The sequence below is a fragment of the Rhizobium sp. 01L419 genome (assembly GCF_056400025.1).
Genome location: NZ_JBFTSM010000013.1, coordinates 74,074 through 90,764, shown reverse-complemented (window position 1 = coordinate 90,764; position 16,691 = coordinate 74,074). Strand labels below are relative to the sequence as shown.

The 16,691-nt window shown below is 61.1% G+C and carries 15 protein-coding genes; 9 read left to right on the top strand and 6 right to left on the bottom strand.

Features of this window, described 5'->3' with window-relative positions; all coding sequences use genetic code 11:
* Positions 1 to 11 precede the first annotated feature (11 nt).
* A complete protein-coding gene (locus tag AC1DUP_RS24010) occupies positions 12 to 833 on the top strand; it encodes a sulfurtransferase (RefSeq protein ID WP_477834947.1) in 822 nt (273 codons plus the stop codon).
* 85 nt (positions 834 to 918) lie between these two features.
* On the opposite strand, the gene AC1DUP_RS24005 is transcribed toward AC1DUP_RS24010, so the two are convergent.
* On the bottom strand, positions 919 to 2,763 hold the full coding sequence (locus AC1DUP_RS24005) for an ABC transporter ATP-binding protein (protein ID WP_477834945.1): 1,845 nt from the start codon (positions 2,761 to 2,763) through the stop codon (positions 919 to 921).
* Between the two features lie 165 nt (positions 2,764 to 2,928).
* Between AC1DUP_RS24005 and AC1DUP_RS24000 the strand changes: the two genes are divergently transcribed.
* Positions 2,929 to 3,948: a 1-aminocyclopropane-1-carboxylate deaminase/D-cysteine desulfhydrase gene (locus AC1DUP_RS24000; RefSeq protein ID WP_477834943.1), complete on the top strand. Its 1,020-nt coding sequence runs from the start codon at positions 2,929 to 2,931 to the stop codon at positions 3,946 to 3,948.
* A 775-nt stretch (positions 3,949 to 4,723) separates the two neighbouring features.
* Here the strand turns inward: AC1DUP_RS24000 and AC1DUP_RS23995 are convergent.
* From AC1DUP_RS23995 to AC1DUP_RS23980, 4 genes are all read right to left on the bottom strand, one after another.
* Entirely contained in the window at positions 4,724 to 4,870 is a 147-nt protein-coding gene (locus AC1DUP_RS23995) for a YjiS-like domain-containing protein (RefSeq protein ID WP_113318873.1), read from the bottom strand.
* Positions 4,871 to 5,336: 466 nt separating this feature from the next.
* Positions 5,337 to 6,038, bottom strand: coding sequence for a GntR family transcriptional regulator (locus tag AC1DUP_RS23990; protein WP_113312309.1), 702 nt, complete (start codon positions 6,036 to 6,038; stop codon positions 5,337 to 5,339).
* A gap of 37 nt (positions 6,039 to 6,075) precedes the next feature.
* Positions 6,076 to 7,506: an MATE family efflux transporter gene (locus tag AC1DUP_RS23985; RefSeq protein WP_115038084.1), complete on the bottom strand. Its 1,431-nt coding sequence runs from the start codon at positions 7,504 to 7,506 to the stop codon at positions 6,076 to 6,078.
* Positions 7,507 to 7,517: 11 nt separating this feature from the next.
* Positions 7,518 to 8,150 carry a cysteine hydrolase family protein gene (locus AC1DUP_RS23980; protein WP_477834940.1) on the bottom strand — a complete coding sequence of 211 codons (633 nt, stop codon included), beginning with the start codon at positions 8,148 to 8,150 and terminating at the stop codon, positions 7,518 to 7,520.
* A gap of 307 nt (positions 8,151 to 8,457) precedes the next feature.
* On the opposite strand from AC1DUP_RS23980, the gene AC1DUP_RS23975 reads away from it, so the two are divergent.
* Genes AC1DUP_RS23975 through AC1DUP_RS23945 form a run of 7 tightly spaced genes read left to right on the top strand, consistent with a single transcriptional unit; the run spans position 8,458 to position 15,273 of the window.
* Entirely contained in the window at positions 8,458 to 9,573 is a 1,116-nt protein-coding gene (locus AC1DUP_RS23975) for an extracellular solute-binding protein (RefSeq protein ID WP_115038086.1), read from the top strand.
* Between the two features lie 14 nt (positions 9,574 to 9,587).
* Positions 9,588 to 10,640, top strand: a complete 1,053-nt coding sequence (locus AC1DUP_RS23970) for an ABC transporter ATP-binding protein (RefSeq protein ID WP_113310893.1) — start codon at positions 9,588 to 9,590, stop codon at positions 10,638 to 10,640.
* A 2-nt stretch (positions 10,641 to 10,642) separates the two neighbouring features.
* Positions 10,643 to 11,515 (top strand): ABC transporter permease, encoded by an 873-nt coding sequence (locus tag AC1DUP_RS23965; RefSeq protein WP_477834937.1) that lies wholly within the window; start codon positions 10,643 to 10,645, stop codon positions 11,513 to 11,515.
* The gene (locus AC1DUP_RS23960) at positions 11,512 to 12,312 is read left to right on the top strand and encodes an ABC transporter permease (RefSeq protein WP_113310889.1); all 801 of its coding nucleotides are present in this window, start codon (positions 11,512 to 11,514) and stop codon (positions 12,310 to 12,312) included. The genes AC1DUP_RS23965 and AC1DUP_RS23960 overlap by 4 nt, the downstream gene beginning before the upstream one ends.
* 16 nt (positions 12,313 to 12,328) lie before the next feature.
* Positions 12,329 to 12,949, top strand: a complete 621-nt coding sequence (locus AC1DUP_RS23955) for a cysteine hydrolase family protein (protein ID WP_113310888.1) — start codon at positions 12,329 to 12,331, stop codon at positions 12,947 to 12,949.
* A gap of 1 nt (position 12,950) precedes the next feature.
* Positions 12,951 to 14,336: a zinc-binding metallopeptidase family protein gene (locus AC1DUP_RS23950; RefSeq protein ID WP_113310887.1), complete on the top strand. Its 1,386-nt coding sequence runs from the start codon at positions 12,951 to 12,953 to the stop codon at positions 14,334 to 14,336.
* A gap of 46 nt (positions 14,337 to 14,382) precedes the next feature.
* Positions 14,383 to 15,273 carry an MBL fold metallo-hydrolase gene (locus tag AC1DUP_RS23945; protein WP_113310886.1) on the top strand — a complete coding sequence of 297 codons (891 nt, stop codon included), beginning with the start codon at positions 14,383 to 14,385 and terminating at the stop codon, positions 15,271 to 15,273.
* 184 nt (positions 15,274 to 15,457) lie between these two features.
* Here the strand turns inward: AC1DUP_RS23945 and AC1DUP_RS23940 are convergent, their stop codons facing one another.
* The gene (locus AC1DUP_RS23940; protein ID WP_113310885.1) at positions 15,458 to 16,690 is read right to left on the bottom strand and encodes an amidohydrolase family protein; all 1,233 of its coding nucleotides are present in this window, start codon (positions 16,688 to 16,690) and stop codon (positions 15,458 to 15,460) included.
* Position 16,691 lies beyond the last annotated feature (1 nt).

Here is a 16,691-nt window from a genome sequence, read left to right as displayed (position 1 = left end):
AGGATCCGGCCATGATCATCACTGCCGCGGAACTCATGTCGCAATTGCCGCAAGGAAAACTCGTGCCGGTGGACGTCCGCCCGGAGGCGGACTGGCGCAAGGAGACGCTGCCGGGGGCAGTGAGCCTCAACGTCTACGACTACTTCATCCCCGAGAGCGACGAAGCCGGTATCGCCGGCATGGCCGCCGGCGCGCGCGGCGCTTTCGAACGGCTCGGCCTCAGCAAGAACTGCTTCCCGGTGTTCTTCGAAGAACAGACCGGCATGATCTCGCCGCGTGGCCTCTGGTTCTACGAACTCGTCGGTCTGGAAGGTGGGCTGATCCTCGACGGCGGCATCCAGGCCTGGAAAGCCGCCGGCGGCGAGACCGCGCCGGGAACCGGCGCTGCGGATGCGATCCGCCAGGCCAAAGCATCGGCTATACCGTTCCGCCGCGAGCTCGTCGCGTCCACGGAGCAAGTCCTGGCCCATGAGGCCGATGGCGCCGACGTCTTCGACACGCGCCGCAGCACCGAGTTCGAAGGCACTTTCGTCCATCCCTGCTGCGCCCGGCCCGGCCGCATCCCGCATTCGCATTTCGCCTTCTACGAGGATCTATTGCAGGACGGCAGATACCGTTCGGCCGCCGAGATCCGTGCGATTGCCAAAGCAGCGGGGCTTTCGCCGGAACGCGAGGTCATCACCTATTGTCATCGTGGCGCCCGCGCCGCCACGGCGCTTTATGGCCTCAGGCTCGCCGGCTACGACAAGGTGAAGATCTATACCGGTTCCTGGCACGAATGGGCCGGCAATGCGGCGCTGCCGATCGAGATCGGCCAGGCCGAGGAGGTCTGAGGCTGGCTTGAGGCCAGTCCTGGACCCTGATGGTTTCAACCAATTCGGCGGCCGTTATCGCGTCAAATCTTCCGCCCCGGAGAATTTAAGCCGCGGTGACCGCTGTGCCCCACTCGTCGCCCCAGGCCTGTACCCGGTGCCCCGGCGAGACCTCGATATGATCGCGCTTCGGCGGCACGTAGGAGAGCGGCCGGACGGGGCTCTTGATCTCATCGTTGCTCAGCCCGCGGCGGATGCCGCGCCGCGTCGGGTCTGGGATCGGTACGGCGGCCAGAAGTCGTTTTGTGTAGGGATGCTGCGGGTTCTCGAAGATCGCCCGGCGCGGGCCGATCTCGACGATCTCGCCGAGATACATGACCGCCACCCGATGGCTCATCCGCTCCACCACGGCCATGTCGTGGGAGATGAAGAGATAGGCGAGGCCGAGGTTTTCCTGCAGGTCGAGCATCAGGTTGATGACCTGCGCCTTGATCGACACGTCGAGTGCGGAGACCGCTTCGTCGGCGACGATGATCTGCGGCGCCATTGCGAGCGCCCGGGCGATGCACAGGCGCTGCCGCTGGCCGCCGGAGAATTCGTGCGGGAAGCGGGAAGCCATGTCCGGCTGCAGCCCGACCTTGACCATCAGGTCGGCAACCCGCTCACGCGCGTCGCGCCTGCCCGATGCGATGCCATGCGCCAGCAGCGGTTCGGCGATCGCGTCACCCACTTCGATACGCGGATTGAGGCTGGCGAACGGGTCCTGGAATATCATCTGGATATGCCGGCGCATGTCGCGCATTTCCCGGCCGGTGAGGCCGAGGATCTCCCTGCCATCGAGCTTGACCGAGCCGGAATTGGCATCGAGCAGCCGCATGATCGTGCGGCCGGTAGTCGACTTGCCGCAGCCGCTTTCGCCGACCAGCGCCAGCGTCTCGCCGGCCTTCAGGTCAAAGGAGATGTTTTCGACGGCATGCACCCGGCCGGAGGTGGAACCCAGGAAACCGCCGCCAATGTCAAACCGTGCCACGAGATCGCGGACCTGCATCAGCGGCACCGGCTTTGTCGAAACGGTATCCTCGACCGGCGGCATCTCGACCGGAGCGCCGCTTTCCACGTCGATCATCGGAAAGCGCGCCGGGCCGGAGGCGCCGTTCATGGATCCGAGCTTCGGTACGGCAGAGAGCAGTGCCTTGGTATAGGCGCGCTGGGGCTCGGCGAAGATGTTTTCCGTCTGGCCGCGTTCGATCGCCTCGCCCTTGTACATGACAATGGTGCGATCGGCGATTTCCGCGACCACGCCCATGTCATGGGTGATGAAGAGCACGCCCATGTCCTCTTCCTCCTGCAGGAGCTTGATGAGTTCAAGGATCTGCGCCTGGATCGTCACGTCGAGCGCCGTCGTCGGTTCGTCGGCGATCAGCAGTTTAGGACGGCAGGCAAGTGCCATCGCGATCATGATGCGCTGACGCATGCCGCCGGAAAGCTGGTGCGGATATTCCTGCATGCGCCTGGCGGCGGAGGGAATGCGCACCTTTTCCATCAGGCCGAGCGCTTCCTTCGCCGCATTCGAGAAGGAGAGGCCACGATGGGCTACCAGCACTTCGGAAATCTGGTCCCCGATCCTCAATGACGGATTGAGGCTCGTCATCGGCTCCTGGAAGATCATCGCAATGCGATTGCCTCTGATGTCGCGCATGTTCCGTTCCGGCAGGCCGAGCAGTTCCTGGCCTTCCAGCCTGACGGAACCTTCGATGCGGCAGGCATCCCGCTCATAGAGCTGCATTATCGACATGGCGGTCACGCTCTTGCCGGAGCCGGATTCACCGACCAGCGCCACCGTCTCACCGGCGGCGACGTCGAACGAGACGTCTCGCACCACCGGCAGCCACAGCCCCTTCCGGCGAAAAGAGGTCTTCAGGCTGGAAACGCTGATCACTGTCTCTGCCATGGCCCGATCCTTCGAACTCCTGGGCGGCGACACCCTCACCGCCTACCCCATGTTGCATGCCACAAATAAAAGCGCCTTGCCACCGCGGATACAGGATATATGATATATCTCTATCAGTAAATCGCCCACGGGATTGCTGCGGGTGAGAATGGAAGAAGCGAATTCATGAAGCTTGAAGAGATCCCCCGCCTTTCCCTTGGCTTCCTGCCGACCCCGATCGAGAAACTGGAGCGCCTCAGCGCCGAGCTGGAGATCTCCCTGTCGGTCAAGCGTGACGACTTCACCGGCTTCGGCGGTGGCGGCAACAAGGTCCGCAAGCTGGAATATCTGATGGCTGATGCAGTCTCGCAGGGCATCAAGGTGCTGATCACGACCGGTGGCCACCAGTCCAATCATGCCCGCATGACGGCCGCGGCCGCCCGCAAATACGGCATGAAGCCGATCCTCGTCCTGCGCGGCGACCGCCCGGATCTCTACCAGGGTAACCTGCTTCTCGACCATCTGTTCGGTGCCGAGATCGACTTCCTGGATCCGGACGCCTATTTCACCGAGATCAATCCGCGCATGAAGTACCACGCCGACCAGGCCGAGGCGCGCAGCGAAAAGGCCTATATCATTCCGCTCGGCGGCGCCTCTGCGCTTGGTGCGATGGGTTATGTCAATGCGGTCAAGGAACTTGCCGAACAGTATCACGCCGCCGGCACCCCAACGCCGGACTACATCGTCGCCCCCGTCGGCTCGGGCGGCACGCTGGCCGGCCTGCATATCGGCTGCGCCATGTTCATGCCAAAGGCCGAAGTCGTCGGCATTGCGGTCACCGGCAGCGCCGTTCCCTTCAGCGAGCGTATCGCCGTCATGGCCAACGCTGGCGCCGAACTGCTGGGCTTCGACAAGCGCTGGACCGCTGACGAAATCCGCATCGAGAACGACTATATCGGCCCTGGTTATTCCATCCCGTCGGAAGCCGGCAACGCGGCGATCAAGCTCGCCGGTAACCGCGAGGGCATGCTGCTCGACCCAGTTTATACCGGCAAGGCTGTCGCCGGCATCATCGATTGCGTCGAGAACGGCTCGATCGCCAAGGGCTCACACGTCCTCTTCATTCATTGCGGCGGCTCGCCAGCGCTCTACCCCTATGCGGGCCTGCTTACAAACGATATCCAGACGAGACTGTCAGGCTTATGACAGACGTCATGACCACAGCCTGATCAGAGAGACCACAGCGCGCGGCTCTCGCATACTTTGCACGAACCGTTCCAATCTCGCCGCTGCCTATGGGGGCAGCGGTAGGCAGAAGCCCAGGTCACTTGGAATGCGCCTAAGTTGGGGTCGCGCGGCCTCTCACAGGAGCGTCTTGCGCTGGAAGCTAACTTAGAGAGGGTCTCGATCTCTCAGATCGAACGGAAGCAACCTCGGGATTGACTCCCTGGGAAAGATAGCGGGCGTGCTTGGATGCAGATTTGCGAGCTTCTTTCAGAACCCGCTGAAGGAGAACAACCTCCTGCAAATTTGCTCAACTAGAGCGCCCCTCGCTTTTTTGCTGGCGGACGCGAATCTCGAAGGCAGCGTATGTCGACTGCAACTCAATCTTGACCATCGGGAGAATAGCCCAAAACGAAAAAGCCTGCCGCGGGAGGAGGTGCGGCAGGCTTTCGAAAAGAATTGAACAGCGACTGGGAGGAGTGCCGCTGCTCATACAGACAGCCCTGGGAGGAGGAGTGGGCCGTCTGAACCTCGAAGCTCTGCGGGAGGAGATGCATCGCTTCGATGCGGTAATCTATACGCCGACTACGAACCACTTACTATTGCTGATGTTGCACTGCACCCATGCAAGAACGGCAAGTCGAAAAGATCGGGAAAGATCGATGGCAGGACTCGATCGCAGACAGTGGACATCGACGCAAAAACGCCCGCATCATGAGCGGGCGTCAAGCAGCTTCAAAGAGTGAATGCTGTGCGGTCAGCGGGCGATCGATGCGCGGGCGACGTTGCGGATATCGGCGCGGTCGATACCGAGATCCTGCAGTTCGCGGCTGGACATGCGACCAAGCTCGCTGACGGTCTGACGGAACTTGCGCCAATTGTTGAAAGAGCGTGCGACGTTCATGATAATCCCCTTTCCTGAGGGCTTCTGACGTCAGCAGCCTTGCTTGGCTCCGGCGTCGTTTCGATGATTGGAATATAGGCATTTCAATCGGTTAAAAACAGCGACAATCCGTCAGTCCACCTATGCAAGGAATGCATTGGTCATCGCTTTTCAACGGAAAGAGCCTGTTTTTTGAGCTCGGTGCCATCGGTCGCGACGGATGCACCTTTGCTAAAAGAGGATCGATCCCGCCCATATGCCTTCAGCCGTTTGTTGTGGCGATAGTTACTTGCACTCGCTCAGAAAACAGGTCTACAAAGCATGCTTTGATAGAAGGTCCGTTAGCTTGAACTGCTATGAGCCGTTGCACCAGCTATCGGGCTGAGCTGTCATGACAACGCTCCTGGTAACTATCCCAGGCCGCATGCCGCTGCTGCGCCTTGTATTTCCGACCGCTTAACCTGCTGCTATCGCTAAGCAGCCCACCCTATTTAAGGCCGGCATATTCCTCATAGGAATCCTCGACCGTGAGAATGTGTCTGCGCATCGACTCCGCCGCAAGCTCGCGATTGCCCTGCAGGATCGCGACGAGTATCGCGTCATGTTCCTTGTAGGATTTTGCCAGCCGCCCGGCGGTCAGGAACTGCGCCCGGCGGAACGGCGAAAGCCGCCGCCGCGTCGCAAGCGTGATCTCGACCAGATAGGCATTCTGGCTACCGGCATAGATGGCCGCATGAAACTTCTCATTGAGCACGTGATAGTGGCTCGGGTCGTTTTCCTTGAGGATGCGCGCTAGACCCTCGTGGATGATTTCGAGGTTGCGCCGCTCCGAAAGCGTCATGCTGGCAGCGGCAAGGCTGGCGCAGAGCGCTTCAAGTTCTGCCATGACATGGAACATCTGCCGCAGATGTTCCGGCGACGGGCGAGTGACGATGGCGCTGCGATGCGGCCGCGTCTCGACGAGGCCCATGGCCGCCAGATCTCGGATCGCTTCCCTCAAGGGAGTGCGCGAAACGCCATAACTTGCGGCAATCTCGGTCTCGTCGAGAGGCATTCCGGGCGACAGCTTGCCGTCGACGATATCGTCTGCAAGCCGTGCGCGCACTTCCTCGGCCCGGGTCAGCTTGCGACGCGATCCTTCTTCCTTAGCAGCAGAGATGTCTTCGCTACCCGAAGGCTCTTTCTTCATTATTGCGTCCAAAGGGGCCATCTTTTTTCGAGTATTCTTATGACGGACTGGTCTGCCTGCGCAATATGCTCCAGCCTCGACGTGTGCCGGACACATCCACCGTTGAGGACGCAGCGTTTCCGACCATGGTTTTCCAGCGCCAGACAAGCGTGCAGGCGACACTGGTAATACCGACCAATACGCCGAACCAGACGCCGACGACACCCATGCCGAACCCAAAGGAAAGCACGATGGCCACCGGCACGCCGAGCAGCCAGTAGCCGCAGACACCGATGACCATCGGCACGCGCGTATCCTTCAGCCCACGAAGGGCTCCGTTGGCGGCCGATTGCAGGCCATCGAAGATCAGAAAGGCGGCGAGGATCACGATCAGCTTTTGCGTCAGCACTGCGATTGCTGCAAAATCCGCGGTCTCCCCGGCTAGGAAGAGATTGATAATGTGCTTGGAACCGACGAGCAGGATCACGCCGAACAACGCCATCAACCCGGCTACCGTGATCAGTGAAAGATTGCCTGCCAGCCGGGCGGCAGCGTCCCTGCCCGCGCCGCGATGGTAGGCAACCCGAACGGTCGCCGCCTGGGCGATCGCGACGATTGGATTGAAGGCGATGCTGTTCAGGGTATAGGCGATCTGGTTGGCAATGATCGCGATCGTGCCGAAACCGCTGGTGACCAAGGTCAGGACCAGCGTCATGCCGAGCTCCGCCGCATAGACAAGCGCGATCGGCCAACCGATCGACCAGACATCCCGGACAGCCCCGGCCGCAGTTGGGATGGCGGCACGGAAGGTTGCGAGCGGGAGATGTTTTCCGATGATCGCATAAGCTGTCAACCCAACGGCGATCAGCCACCAGGCGACGGCATAGGCAAGACCGGCACCGGCAACTCCATGACCGGGATAATTGAAAGCGCCAAAGGTCAGGCCAGACAGAAGCGGCATATAACAAAGCGCACCAAGCCCGACCGAGGCCATGATCAGCCAGGATTTTGCGCTGACGGAGCAATAAAGGCGAATCGGCGCGATCCAGAGAATGGCCGGCAGCGCAAAGGCGGCCCTGCCGATGAACTCTCCCACATCGTCGAGAATTTCAGGTGCAACGCCGAATGGGGCGAGGATCGCAGGCAGGTTCAGGAGGACCGCCATCGACAGAAGCGAGAGGGCAAGACCGGCCAACACCGCGCCGCCAAAGGCATAGGCCACCTCATCGCCTTCAGTTGTTTCCGTTTCGCTCCTGCCCTTGGCGGCCGCCATCAGTGGATGGGCACCGGCGATCACACCCTGGGAAACGACGGTCAGCGCCTGAATGAAGATCGCGCAGAGCCCGCCGGCCGCAAGCGCAGAGCCGCTGAGGCGGCCGAGCATCACGCTCGCCGACAGACTCATGATCAGCTGGCTCGCTTGGGTGACGGCCAGCGGAGCCGCGATACCGCCGAGCGATCGCAGCTCTTTCCATCTCATACGGCTCATACCTGTTCCGATCAGGCTGCGACTGCTTGGGCGGCGAAGGCACCGATGACCTCCTGGGCGCTGCGCCGTGCGCCCGCCTGAAGATATTCCATGGCGACCAGCGCCGCGTCATGCGCCGCCGTTCCGGAACCCGAAACACAATCCTCGATGACGCGGCAGTAGTAATCGCCCTGATGCGCATCGACGAAGCTGTAATGAATGCAGACGTCGGTAAAACCCCCGACAAAGAAAAGCGTCTCGGCTTTGACGGCCTTCAGCAGGATTTCCATCTCGGTACCGTAGAAGACCGAATAACGGCGCTTGGTGATGCGCAGGTCATCCGACTTCATCTCCATTTCCTCGACCGGGAAAGGCGTGCCTGGCGAGCTTTCGAGGCAGTGAATGCTTTCCGAACCATCCAGCTCGCGACCGAAATCAATCAGACTGTCGCGATGCGCTTCCTGCACGAAGATGACCGGAATGCCGGCCTTGCGTGCGGCATCGACCACCGACTTCGCGCGCCAGTTCCGCTCAATATGGTCACCCATGAATTCCAGACGGGACGTCGTCGGACGGGGCATGAAGCCCGATTTCTGAATATCAACGACGATCAGGGCGGCGCGCCCGACGATCAGGGGCTTCGGGACGATCGGATTTCCAGCCATCAGTTACACTCGCTTGCTTATCGATAAACACGGCCGCCGCTCCGTCTTTCTCCGTCATCAAATCCGGTCGGAGTGGCGTTTACCGCCTCCGTTATACACGACAGAGTACAGTATGCAATATTGCATACAATACGATCATAATTTGTGCATATGCCTATTACTTCTTAGATTTCAGGTCGACTTTCAGCAATCAGCAAATCACAACTGCACCATTAAATTACTGTTTTTTAATGTTTTTTTAAAACTGGCATGGTCGTTGCATAGATCTTCAGCATCCACTCAAGGGGACAGCAAAGGAGAACACAGCATGGCATCCAGGAAGCCCTCCGCGCCTTTCGGCCAGGACATGAACTCGTTGATATCGCGCAGATCGGTCCTGAAGGCCGCCGGTGGCCTTGCCGCGGCGACGCTCGTTTCCGCGCCTTTCGTGCGCCCCTCCTATGCCGCAACGACGCTCAGGGTCTCGAACTTCGGCGGCTTTTTCGAGGAAGCTTTTGCAAAGAGCGTCTACCCGGCCTTTACCAAACAGACCGGCATCGCCGTCCAGTCGATTGCGCAATCGGGTAGCGCGCAGTTCCTCGTCCAGCTCGGTCAGGCGATCCAGGCAGGCTCGGCTCCGATGGATATCTGCTGCGCCGGCCAGGCCGACGTCATCCGCGGCCGCCAGCGCGGCCTTTGGGCAAGCGTCGACAAGTCCAAGCTGAAGAATATCGGCAACCTGATGGACGGCTTCCTTTATGAGGACGCCGGCAAGGTCGACGGCGTCGGCGCCATGGCCTGGTACATCACCCTGATCGCCAACCCGTCTGAATTCGAAACGCTGCCGGACAGCTGGACCGAACTGTGGAAGCAGCGCGCTTCGGCCTGGGGCCTGCAGGGCGGCGGCAACAGCGTGCTTCTCGATATCGTCGCTTCCGTCTATTTCGGCGGCCCGTCCGTGCTCGACACCGAGGAAGGTATCGACAAAGTCATCGCCAAGATCGCCGAACTGAAGCCGAATGCGAAACTGTGGTGGACCGACGAAGGTTCGATGCAGAGCGCCTACCAGAACGACGAAGTCGTCGGCGGCCTTTATTTCCACGACGTCTCGATGATCATGAAGAAGGAAGGCACCGACGTCGCCTCGATCTTCCCGAAGGAGGGCGCAGTCCTCGGCTACAACGCCTGGTGCGTGCCGAAGGTCGGCGACGTCAGCGATGCTGCCATCGCCTTCCTTGACTGGAGCGCCACGCCCGAGTGCCACGAGTTGATCGCCCGCAATGTCGGCGCCGCGCCGCTGATCGAAAAGTCGAAGCTCAACCTGACCGCTGACGAATTCAACGCGGTGTCTGGCACCGGCAAGCCGATCGTCGTCGCCTCCGACGCCAAGGTGAAGCACGCCGACTACATCTCCGCGCAAATGCTCAAGATGCTTGGTCAGTAAGTCTGGACGCAATGATGCAAGGCCTGGAAATCTCAAACCTCACGAAGTCCTTTGGCGCAAATACGGTCGTCTCCGACGTCTCGCTTGCGATCGAACAGGGCAAGTTCGTCTGCTTCCTCGGTCCGTCCGGCTGCGGCAAGACGACCCTGATGCGCATCATCGCCGGTCTGGAGCAACCGACCAGCGGCACGGTGCGGCTTGACGGTCGCGACATTACCGGTGTTCCGACCAACGAACGCAACTTCGGAATGGTGTTCCAGGCCCTTGCCTTGTTTCCGCATCTCGATGTGGCCGGCAATATCGGCTACAGCCTTCGCTATCGCACGATGGCGAAGCACCATAAGCAGGAACGGATCGACGAGCTTCTGAAGCTCGTCGATCTGCCCGGAATGCAGTCGCGCCGGGTCGACCAGCTCTCGGGCGGCCAGAGGCAGCGTGTCGCGATCGCCCGCGCGCTGGCGCAGGAGCCGCTCCTTTTCCTGATGGACGAACCGCTTTCCGCACTCGATGCGAAACTGCGCGACCATATGCAGGTCGAACTGCGGCAGCTGCAGCAGAAGCTGAAGATCACCACGATCTTCGTCACCCACGACCAGCGCGAGGCGATGACCATCGCCGACCAGATCGTCATCATGGCGCATGGCAAGGTGCAGCAGGTCGGCAGCCCGGTGGAGATCTACCGCAGGCCGGTCAACCGTTTCGTCGCCGACTTCATCGGTCAGAGCAATCTTGCCGAAGGCGTTCTCGTCGACCGCGAGCATGTCAGGATCGGCGAAAACGTCGTCGCCATCTGCCTCGCGCCCTCCCAATTCAAGCCCGGCGACAAGATCACGATCTGCGCCCGCCCGGAAAGCACGCTCCTGTCGCGACAGCAATCCGGCGGCACCGCACCGAACGCAACCGTCACTTTCGTGCGCGACCTCGGCTCCAGCGTCGAGGTGTTTCTCGACAGGAACGGCCGGCAGGTCGTCGCCTCGCTCGCGCCCTCTGCCTGGGCCGAGCTTGAAGACGTACGAGAATTTGCTGTCTCCTTCGCACCGGGTTCGGTGACAGTCCTGGAGGACTGACCATGTCGCTCGTTTCGGGACAAGAAGGTTTGAACCGTCGGCGCCTCTCCGTGGCAACCGGACTCGCGTGGCCCTTCTTCATGATCGTCGCCTTTTTCGGCGTACCTTTCGCGCTGCTCTTGCGCGTCAGCGTCGCCCGCGTCGATCCCGCCTATTACCAGGGAAGCGGCTGGTCGCTCGAGGCGATGGCAAGCCTGTTCCAGCCCATGGTGCTGAATGGCCTCACGTTCTCGCTCTGGCTGGCGCTGACGGTCGCAACGTTCAGCATGATCATCGCCTTTCCGGCGACCTATTTCATTACCCGCATGAGCCGCAAGGCGCAGATCGTCTGGCTGATCGGCCTTCTGACGACGCTGGCGCTCTCGGAGGTACTGATCACTTTCTCCTGGCAGATCATCCTCTCTAAACGGGTCGGCATCTCGAATATCGCCGTCTTCCTCGGCCTGCTCGACAAGGCCGTTTCGCTGACGCCCAGCTTTTACGGCGTCGTCAGCTGCCTCATCTATGTCGTCATCCCCTTCAACGTGATGACCATCTATCCAGGCCTGTCGCGCATGGATGCCTCTTATATGGAAGCCGCCTCTACCATGGGCGCCACGCCGATCCAGGCCTTTTTCAACGTGCTCCTGCCGCTGATGCGCAAGCCGATCGCCACCGCCTATCTGACGACCGTCGTAATGGCGATCGGCGCCTATGTCGCGCCGCTCGTGCTTGGCGGTCCGGCCAACTGGACGATCGGCGTCATCATAAGCGAAGTCGCCAATTCCGCCCAGAACTTGCCGCAGGCAGCAGCCATCGCAGTTCTCCTCATGCTGGTCACGGGCGCGATGATCCTCATTATCGGCAAGGTCGGCGGAAAGGGGTATAGGTCATGAGCCGGTTCATCCAGAAAACCCTGCGTCAGATCTTCCTCGTCTGCCTGGCCCTTTTCCTGGCGGCACCGCTGATCATCGTCGCCGGCGTCAGCTTCAACAGCACGGCACAGATGACCTTTCCTCCGCAGAATATCAGCCTGCGCTGGTATTCTGCCTTCATGCAGGACCCGGCCTGGACCACAGCCTTCATGCGCTCGGTCGGCATCGCCATCGCCGCCTCGCTGCTGACAATCAGCGTCGCCTTCCCGATCGCCTACAGCCAGTGGAAGACCAATTCGCGCTTCGCAAAGATATTGGCGGGAATGGCGGGCGTTCCCTTCATCCTGCCGCCGGTCGTCATCGCCGTCCTGTTCCTGCTTTTCTGGGGCACGGTCCGGCATGTCGGCCAGATCGAGAACATTGTCATCAGCCATGCCGTCACCTTCGTTGCCGTGCCGCTGGTGATGATCTCGCTCGGTTTCTCCAGCATCGACAAGTCGCTTGTCGAGGCGGCCCGGACGATGGGCGCCCGCGACAACGACATCCTCAGAACCGTCGCGATACCGATGGTGCTGCCCTTCGTCGCGTCCAGCTTCATCTTCGTCGCGATCTTCAGCCTCAACGAATATGTCATCGCCTTCATGGTGGCCGGTTTCACCGCCGAGACCATGCCGGTCAAGATCTTCTCCAGCATGCGCACCGGCTTCTCGCCGACCATGTGCGTCGGCGCCGTATTCTTCATGCTGATCGGCCTTCTCGGCTTCATCACCGTCGCCCGCCTGGGCAATCTTCCGAAACTTCTCGGTGCACGTTTTTAAGATCAAGGAGCATCCCATGCCAAAGAAGCAAAACCCCATGATCGTCGGCCAGCCGGTGCTGATCGTCGTCGATATCCAGAAGGTCGGTTTCGACGATGATGGCTCCATTCCCCTGATGCCGGGCATAGTCGAGCGCATGCGTATGGCCCGCACCGTCATCGACGCAGCGCGCGAAGGCGGCGTGCCGATCATCTTCCTGCAGGAAAGCCACCGCAAGAGCGGCGTCGATTACGGCCGCGAGATGGATGGCGACGAAGACATGCACCTGCGCGAAGACTGGCCGGGCACGGCGATCGCCGCCGAGGAAGTCGGCCTGCGCGACGACGACTACGTCATCGTCAAGCGCCGTTATTCTGGTTTTATCGGCACTGACCTGCAGATCCTTCTGCGCGGACTGAAAGCCGATACGCTGATCCTCGTCGGCGGCCTCACTAATATCTGCGTGCACTATACCTTCGCCGACGGTCACCAGTCGGATTACCATTGCCGCGTTGTGGAGGATTGCGTCGCCGGGTCTTCCATCGAGGCGCATCACGCAGCCCTCGCCAACATGGAGTACCTTCAGCACGGCGCCCGCCGCACGGCAGCCGAGATCAACGAGGCCTTCCTTTCCTTCAAGCAAGGCAAGGCAGCCTGATATGCCAGATCGCGTGACGACGGAAACTCGCCGCATCTGGTCCGGCCTTGCCGCCGAGATCGAAGAGCTTTTTGCCGAAATGTGGAAAGTGCCGGAACTGCCGGCACTGGAATATAGGTCGCAGGCGATCCTCTGTGACTTCATCGAACGGCACGGTTTTACCGTCGAACGGGGTGTCGGCGGTGTGCCGACGGCGTTCATCGCCCGCATTGTTAGTGGCGAAGGCCCGAAGGTCGGCATCCTGATCGAATATGACGCGCTGCCGAGCCTCTACAATGATGCGGTTCCCTATCGCCAGGGCAACCGCCGCAAGCCCGGTCATGGCTGCGGCCACAACCATATCGGTCCGGCCAATACCGGCGCCGGTATCGCCGCGGCAAAGGCGATGGTCGAGCTTGGCCTTGGGGGCGAAATCGTCATCATCGGCTGCCCGGCCGAAGAGATCGGCTGGGGCAAGCTGGCGCTTCAGGCCGCCGGCGTGTTCGACGGCCTCGACCTCGTGCTGACCTCGCATGGCGATTACCAGAACGGTTCACTTGCAAGGCCTTGTCATGCAATGGCAAGCGGCGAGTTCAAGTTCATTGGCGAAAGTGCCCATGGCGGCAAGACCGCCACCCGCAATGCACTGCTCGCCGCCGAAGCCGCTTATGCGGAATTCGACCGCCTGCGCCAGGACGTGCCCGACCTGCAGCTGAAGCATGTCTATCGTTTTGCCGGTATCACGCCCGGCGTGACACCCGAAGAAGTCCGCCTCTGGTCTTCCGTCCGGCACTACGACTTCGACATGGTGCAGGTGGGCTACAAGCTGATGCATGACACCTATAGCCGCATCGCCGCCGAACAGGGTGTCGAGCTGGTATCCGAGCAGATCGCCAATTGCCGCGGTTATCTCGGCAATGACACGGTCGGCCGCGTGCTGGATAAATGCCTTCGGGAACTCGGCCCGCCGCGCTGGACCGATGCGGACATCGCATGGATGGAGGAACTCTCCGCGGCCTGCGATCCCGGCAAGCCATTCAAGCTGCATCGCGAGCTGGAATATTTCGACACCGGCATCGACTATTACGGCCAGGACGACGGCGACATCAGCTGGCAAATCCCGCTCGGCCGGGTTAACTGGGCCTATCCGGACAATGTGCCGATCCATCACTGGGCCTGGACGGCGCTGTCGGGGCATTCGTCGAGCAGTCCCGGCCCGCTGATGGCATCCGAAGCGCTGGCCATGGCCGCGATTACATTGCTGGTATCGCCGGAAACGGTCGCCGCCGCCAAGGCGGAACTCACCGAACGTACCGGCGGCAAACACATTACCGGACCGGCACCGACAATTTCCGACGTGCTGGCAAAGGACCCGCAGTCCTTCTGGGATGCGACCTGGGCGCGATAGGTGCCCCGGTCATCAGAGCTTGGAGCCGATATAAGGAGAGGATCGAATGACGGGAATGCTGGACGACTTCAGGATATTCGAACCCTATCCGGGCATTTTTGCCTATTATGACGGCCGTATCGCCGGCAAGCGGCTTTATTCGGAAGGGCCGAACTGGCTGGATGACGGCGCCTTCAGCCTCGGCATCGCCTCCTATGCGATCGTCGATGGAAACGAAGCGCTGGTCTATGACACCCATATCAGCCTTGACCACGCCCGCGCCATTCGCGCTCATCTGGAAGGTCTGGGTGTGGCGAAGATTACCGTCGTCCTCAGTCATTTCCACAACGACCATATCGCCGGCAACGAGGTGTTTGCCGATTGCGAAATTGTCGCCAACAGCGCGACTGAAAGCCTTCTCGAAGCGGAAAAGCCGCGGATCGCTAACCGCCTGCCGAAGATCGAACCCGTCGTCATGCCGAACACCCTGTTCGACGGCAGCCTGATGATCACAGTCGGCAGCCGCGTGGTCGAGCTTCATGAATTCAACATCCACAGCCCGGACGCGACGGTCCTATGGCTGCCGGAAGAACGACTACTGTTTGCAGGCGATACTTTGGAGGACACCGTTACCTATATGACAGATCCCGCCGCCCTACCGGTACATCTGGATGAACTGAGGCGGTTGAGCTCCTTCCCCATCGCAAAAATCCTTCCCTGCCACGGCGACCCGGACCGCATCCTTGCCGGCGGCTACGAGCCTTCCTTCATCGACGCGACGATCCGCTACGTCGAGGCGATGAACGAGGATGTTACCGAACCGGAAATCTGGAACCAGGCCCTGTCCGAGGCCGTTGGCCAGGACGTCAAGAGCGGCGCGCTGATCTACATTCCCGCCTACGAGGAGGTACACGCCTCCAACATCGCTCTGCTAAAAGCCTATCGCGACAAGGTCTGAACACCCGCGGGGGTTTCCGGACCGCAACTGATCTGCCCATGTCGCCCTCGCGCCAGGGCGCGAAAGCGTTCCGTGCGCCGTCCTGCCAGCCGCTGTCGAGCGATCGCGGCCAGGTTTCAGTCCAGGGACCGCCGGCCTTTTGTCCAATGGTCTTCCGGACGCCTAACGCGAAGCGTGTGCGGTGCTAGCCTTGTCCCAGGAAAAGCTGCGGCCGCGGGCGAAGGAAGCTCTGGCGACCATTTTTCCAGCCGGCGCTCGCCGGGGCGATTGTCGCGACGGCGTCGACAGCCGAGGGGGCGTCGAAGAGGACGATATCTGCCGCGCTGCCGATCGCAATACCGTAACCCTTTCTTCCCAGGAGGGTGGCAGCCTGCGTCGTGATCATGGTGAAGACAGTGTCGAAGCCATCGGCGGTGCCGATCTGGGCGACGTTGGCAAAGAGATTGGCCATGCGCATCAGGTTGACGTCTCCGAAGGGCGTGAACGGATTCAGGACATTGTTGGTGGAGATGGTCGTGACGACACCGAGTGCTGCCAACCGGTGAGCGGGTGTCACGCCGCGCGGGACGAGATGGGTCGAATTACGGCCGGTCAGGAAGAGATCGGTGGCCGGCAGGACGGTCAATGCGATGCCGGCCTCGGCAAGACGACGGCCGATCGGCTCCTGCTCTTCCGGCGGCAGAGCAGAGAGCTTGGTGACATGGCCGACCGAGACGCGCCCCTGGTAACGGCGTGCGAGGGTCTCGGCGACGACGACAGGGAGGTTGGAGCCAGCGGGCTCGAGGTCGAAATCGAGGTGGAAATCGACGGCAACGTCGTGGCGAATGGCGAGATCGAAGATGCGGCGGATATGTTCGACCGGCGCTGGATCGGTGTAGGGGCAACCCCCCACCAGATCTGCACCCGCCTTCAGCGCCTGTTCGAGCATATCCTCCGTGCCGGGATCGTTCGTCAGGCCCTCCTGGGCAAAGGCGCAGATCTCGATGTCGATGAGGGCGGCATAGTCGGCCTTCAGTTTTTTGATCGCCTCGAAGGAGCGGAAACCGGCACGCGGGTCGATCTCGACGAAGGTACGCAGGCGGGTGGTACCGTTGAGGATCGCCTTTTCGACGACCGCAGCAGCGCGGGCATAGACGTCTTCCTCGGTAAAGAGGGCCTTGGCTCGGGAGGTTTCGCTGACAGCCTCAGCGAGTGTTCCTGCGCGGAGGTTGCAGCGGCTGATGATGCCGGCCTTGTCGAGATGGATGTGGGTTTCGATGAGGCCTGCGCAGGCGAATTTCCCTTCGGCATCATAGTGCGGCGCATCGCAGACGAAACGAGGCGCAATCGCCGCGATGCGGCCCACCTCGAAGGCAATGTCGGTCGGTTCGCTCAAGCCGGCCATTCGGGCATTGCGGATGACGAAGTCGATTGCCATG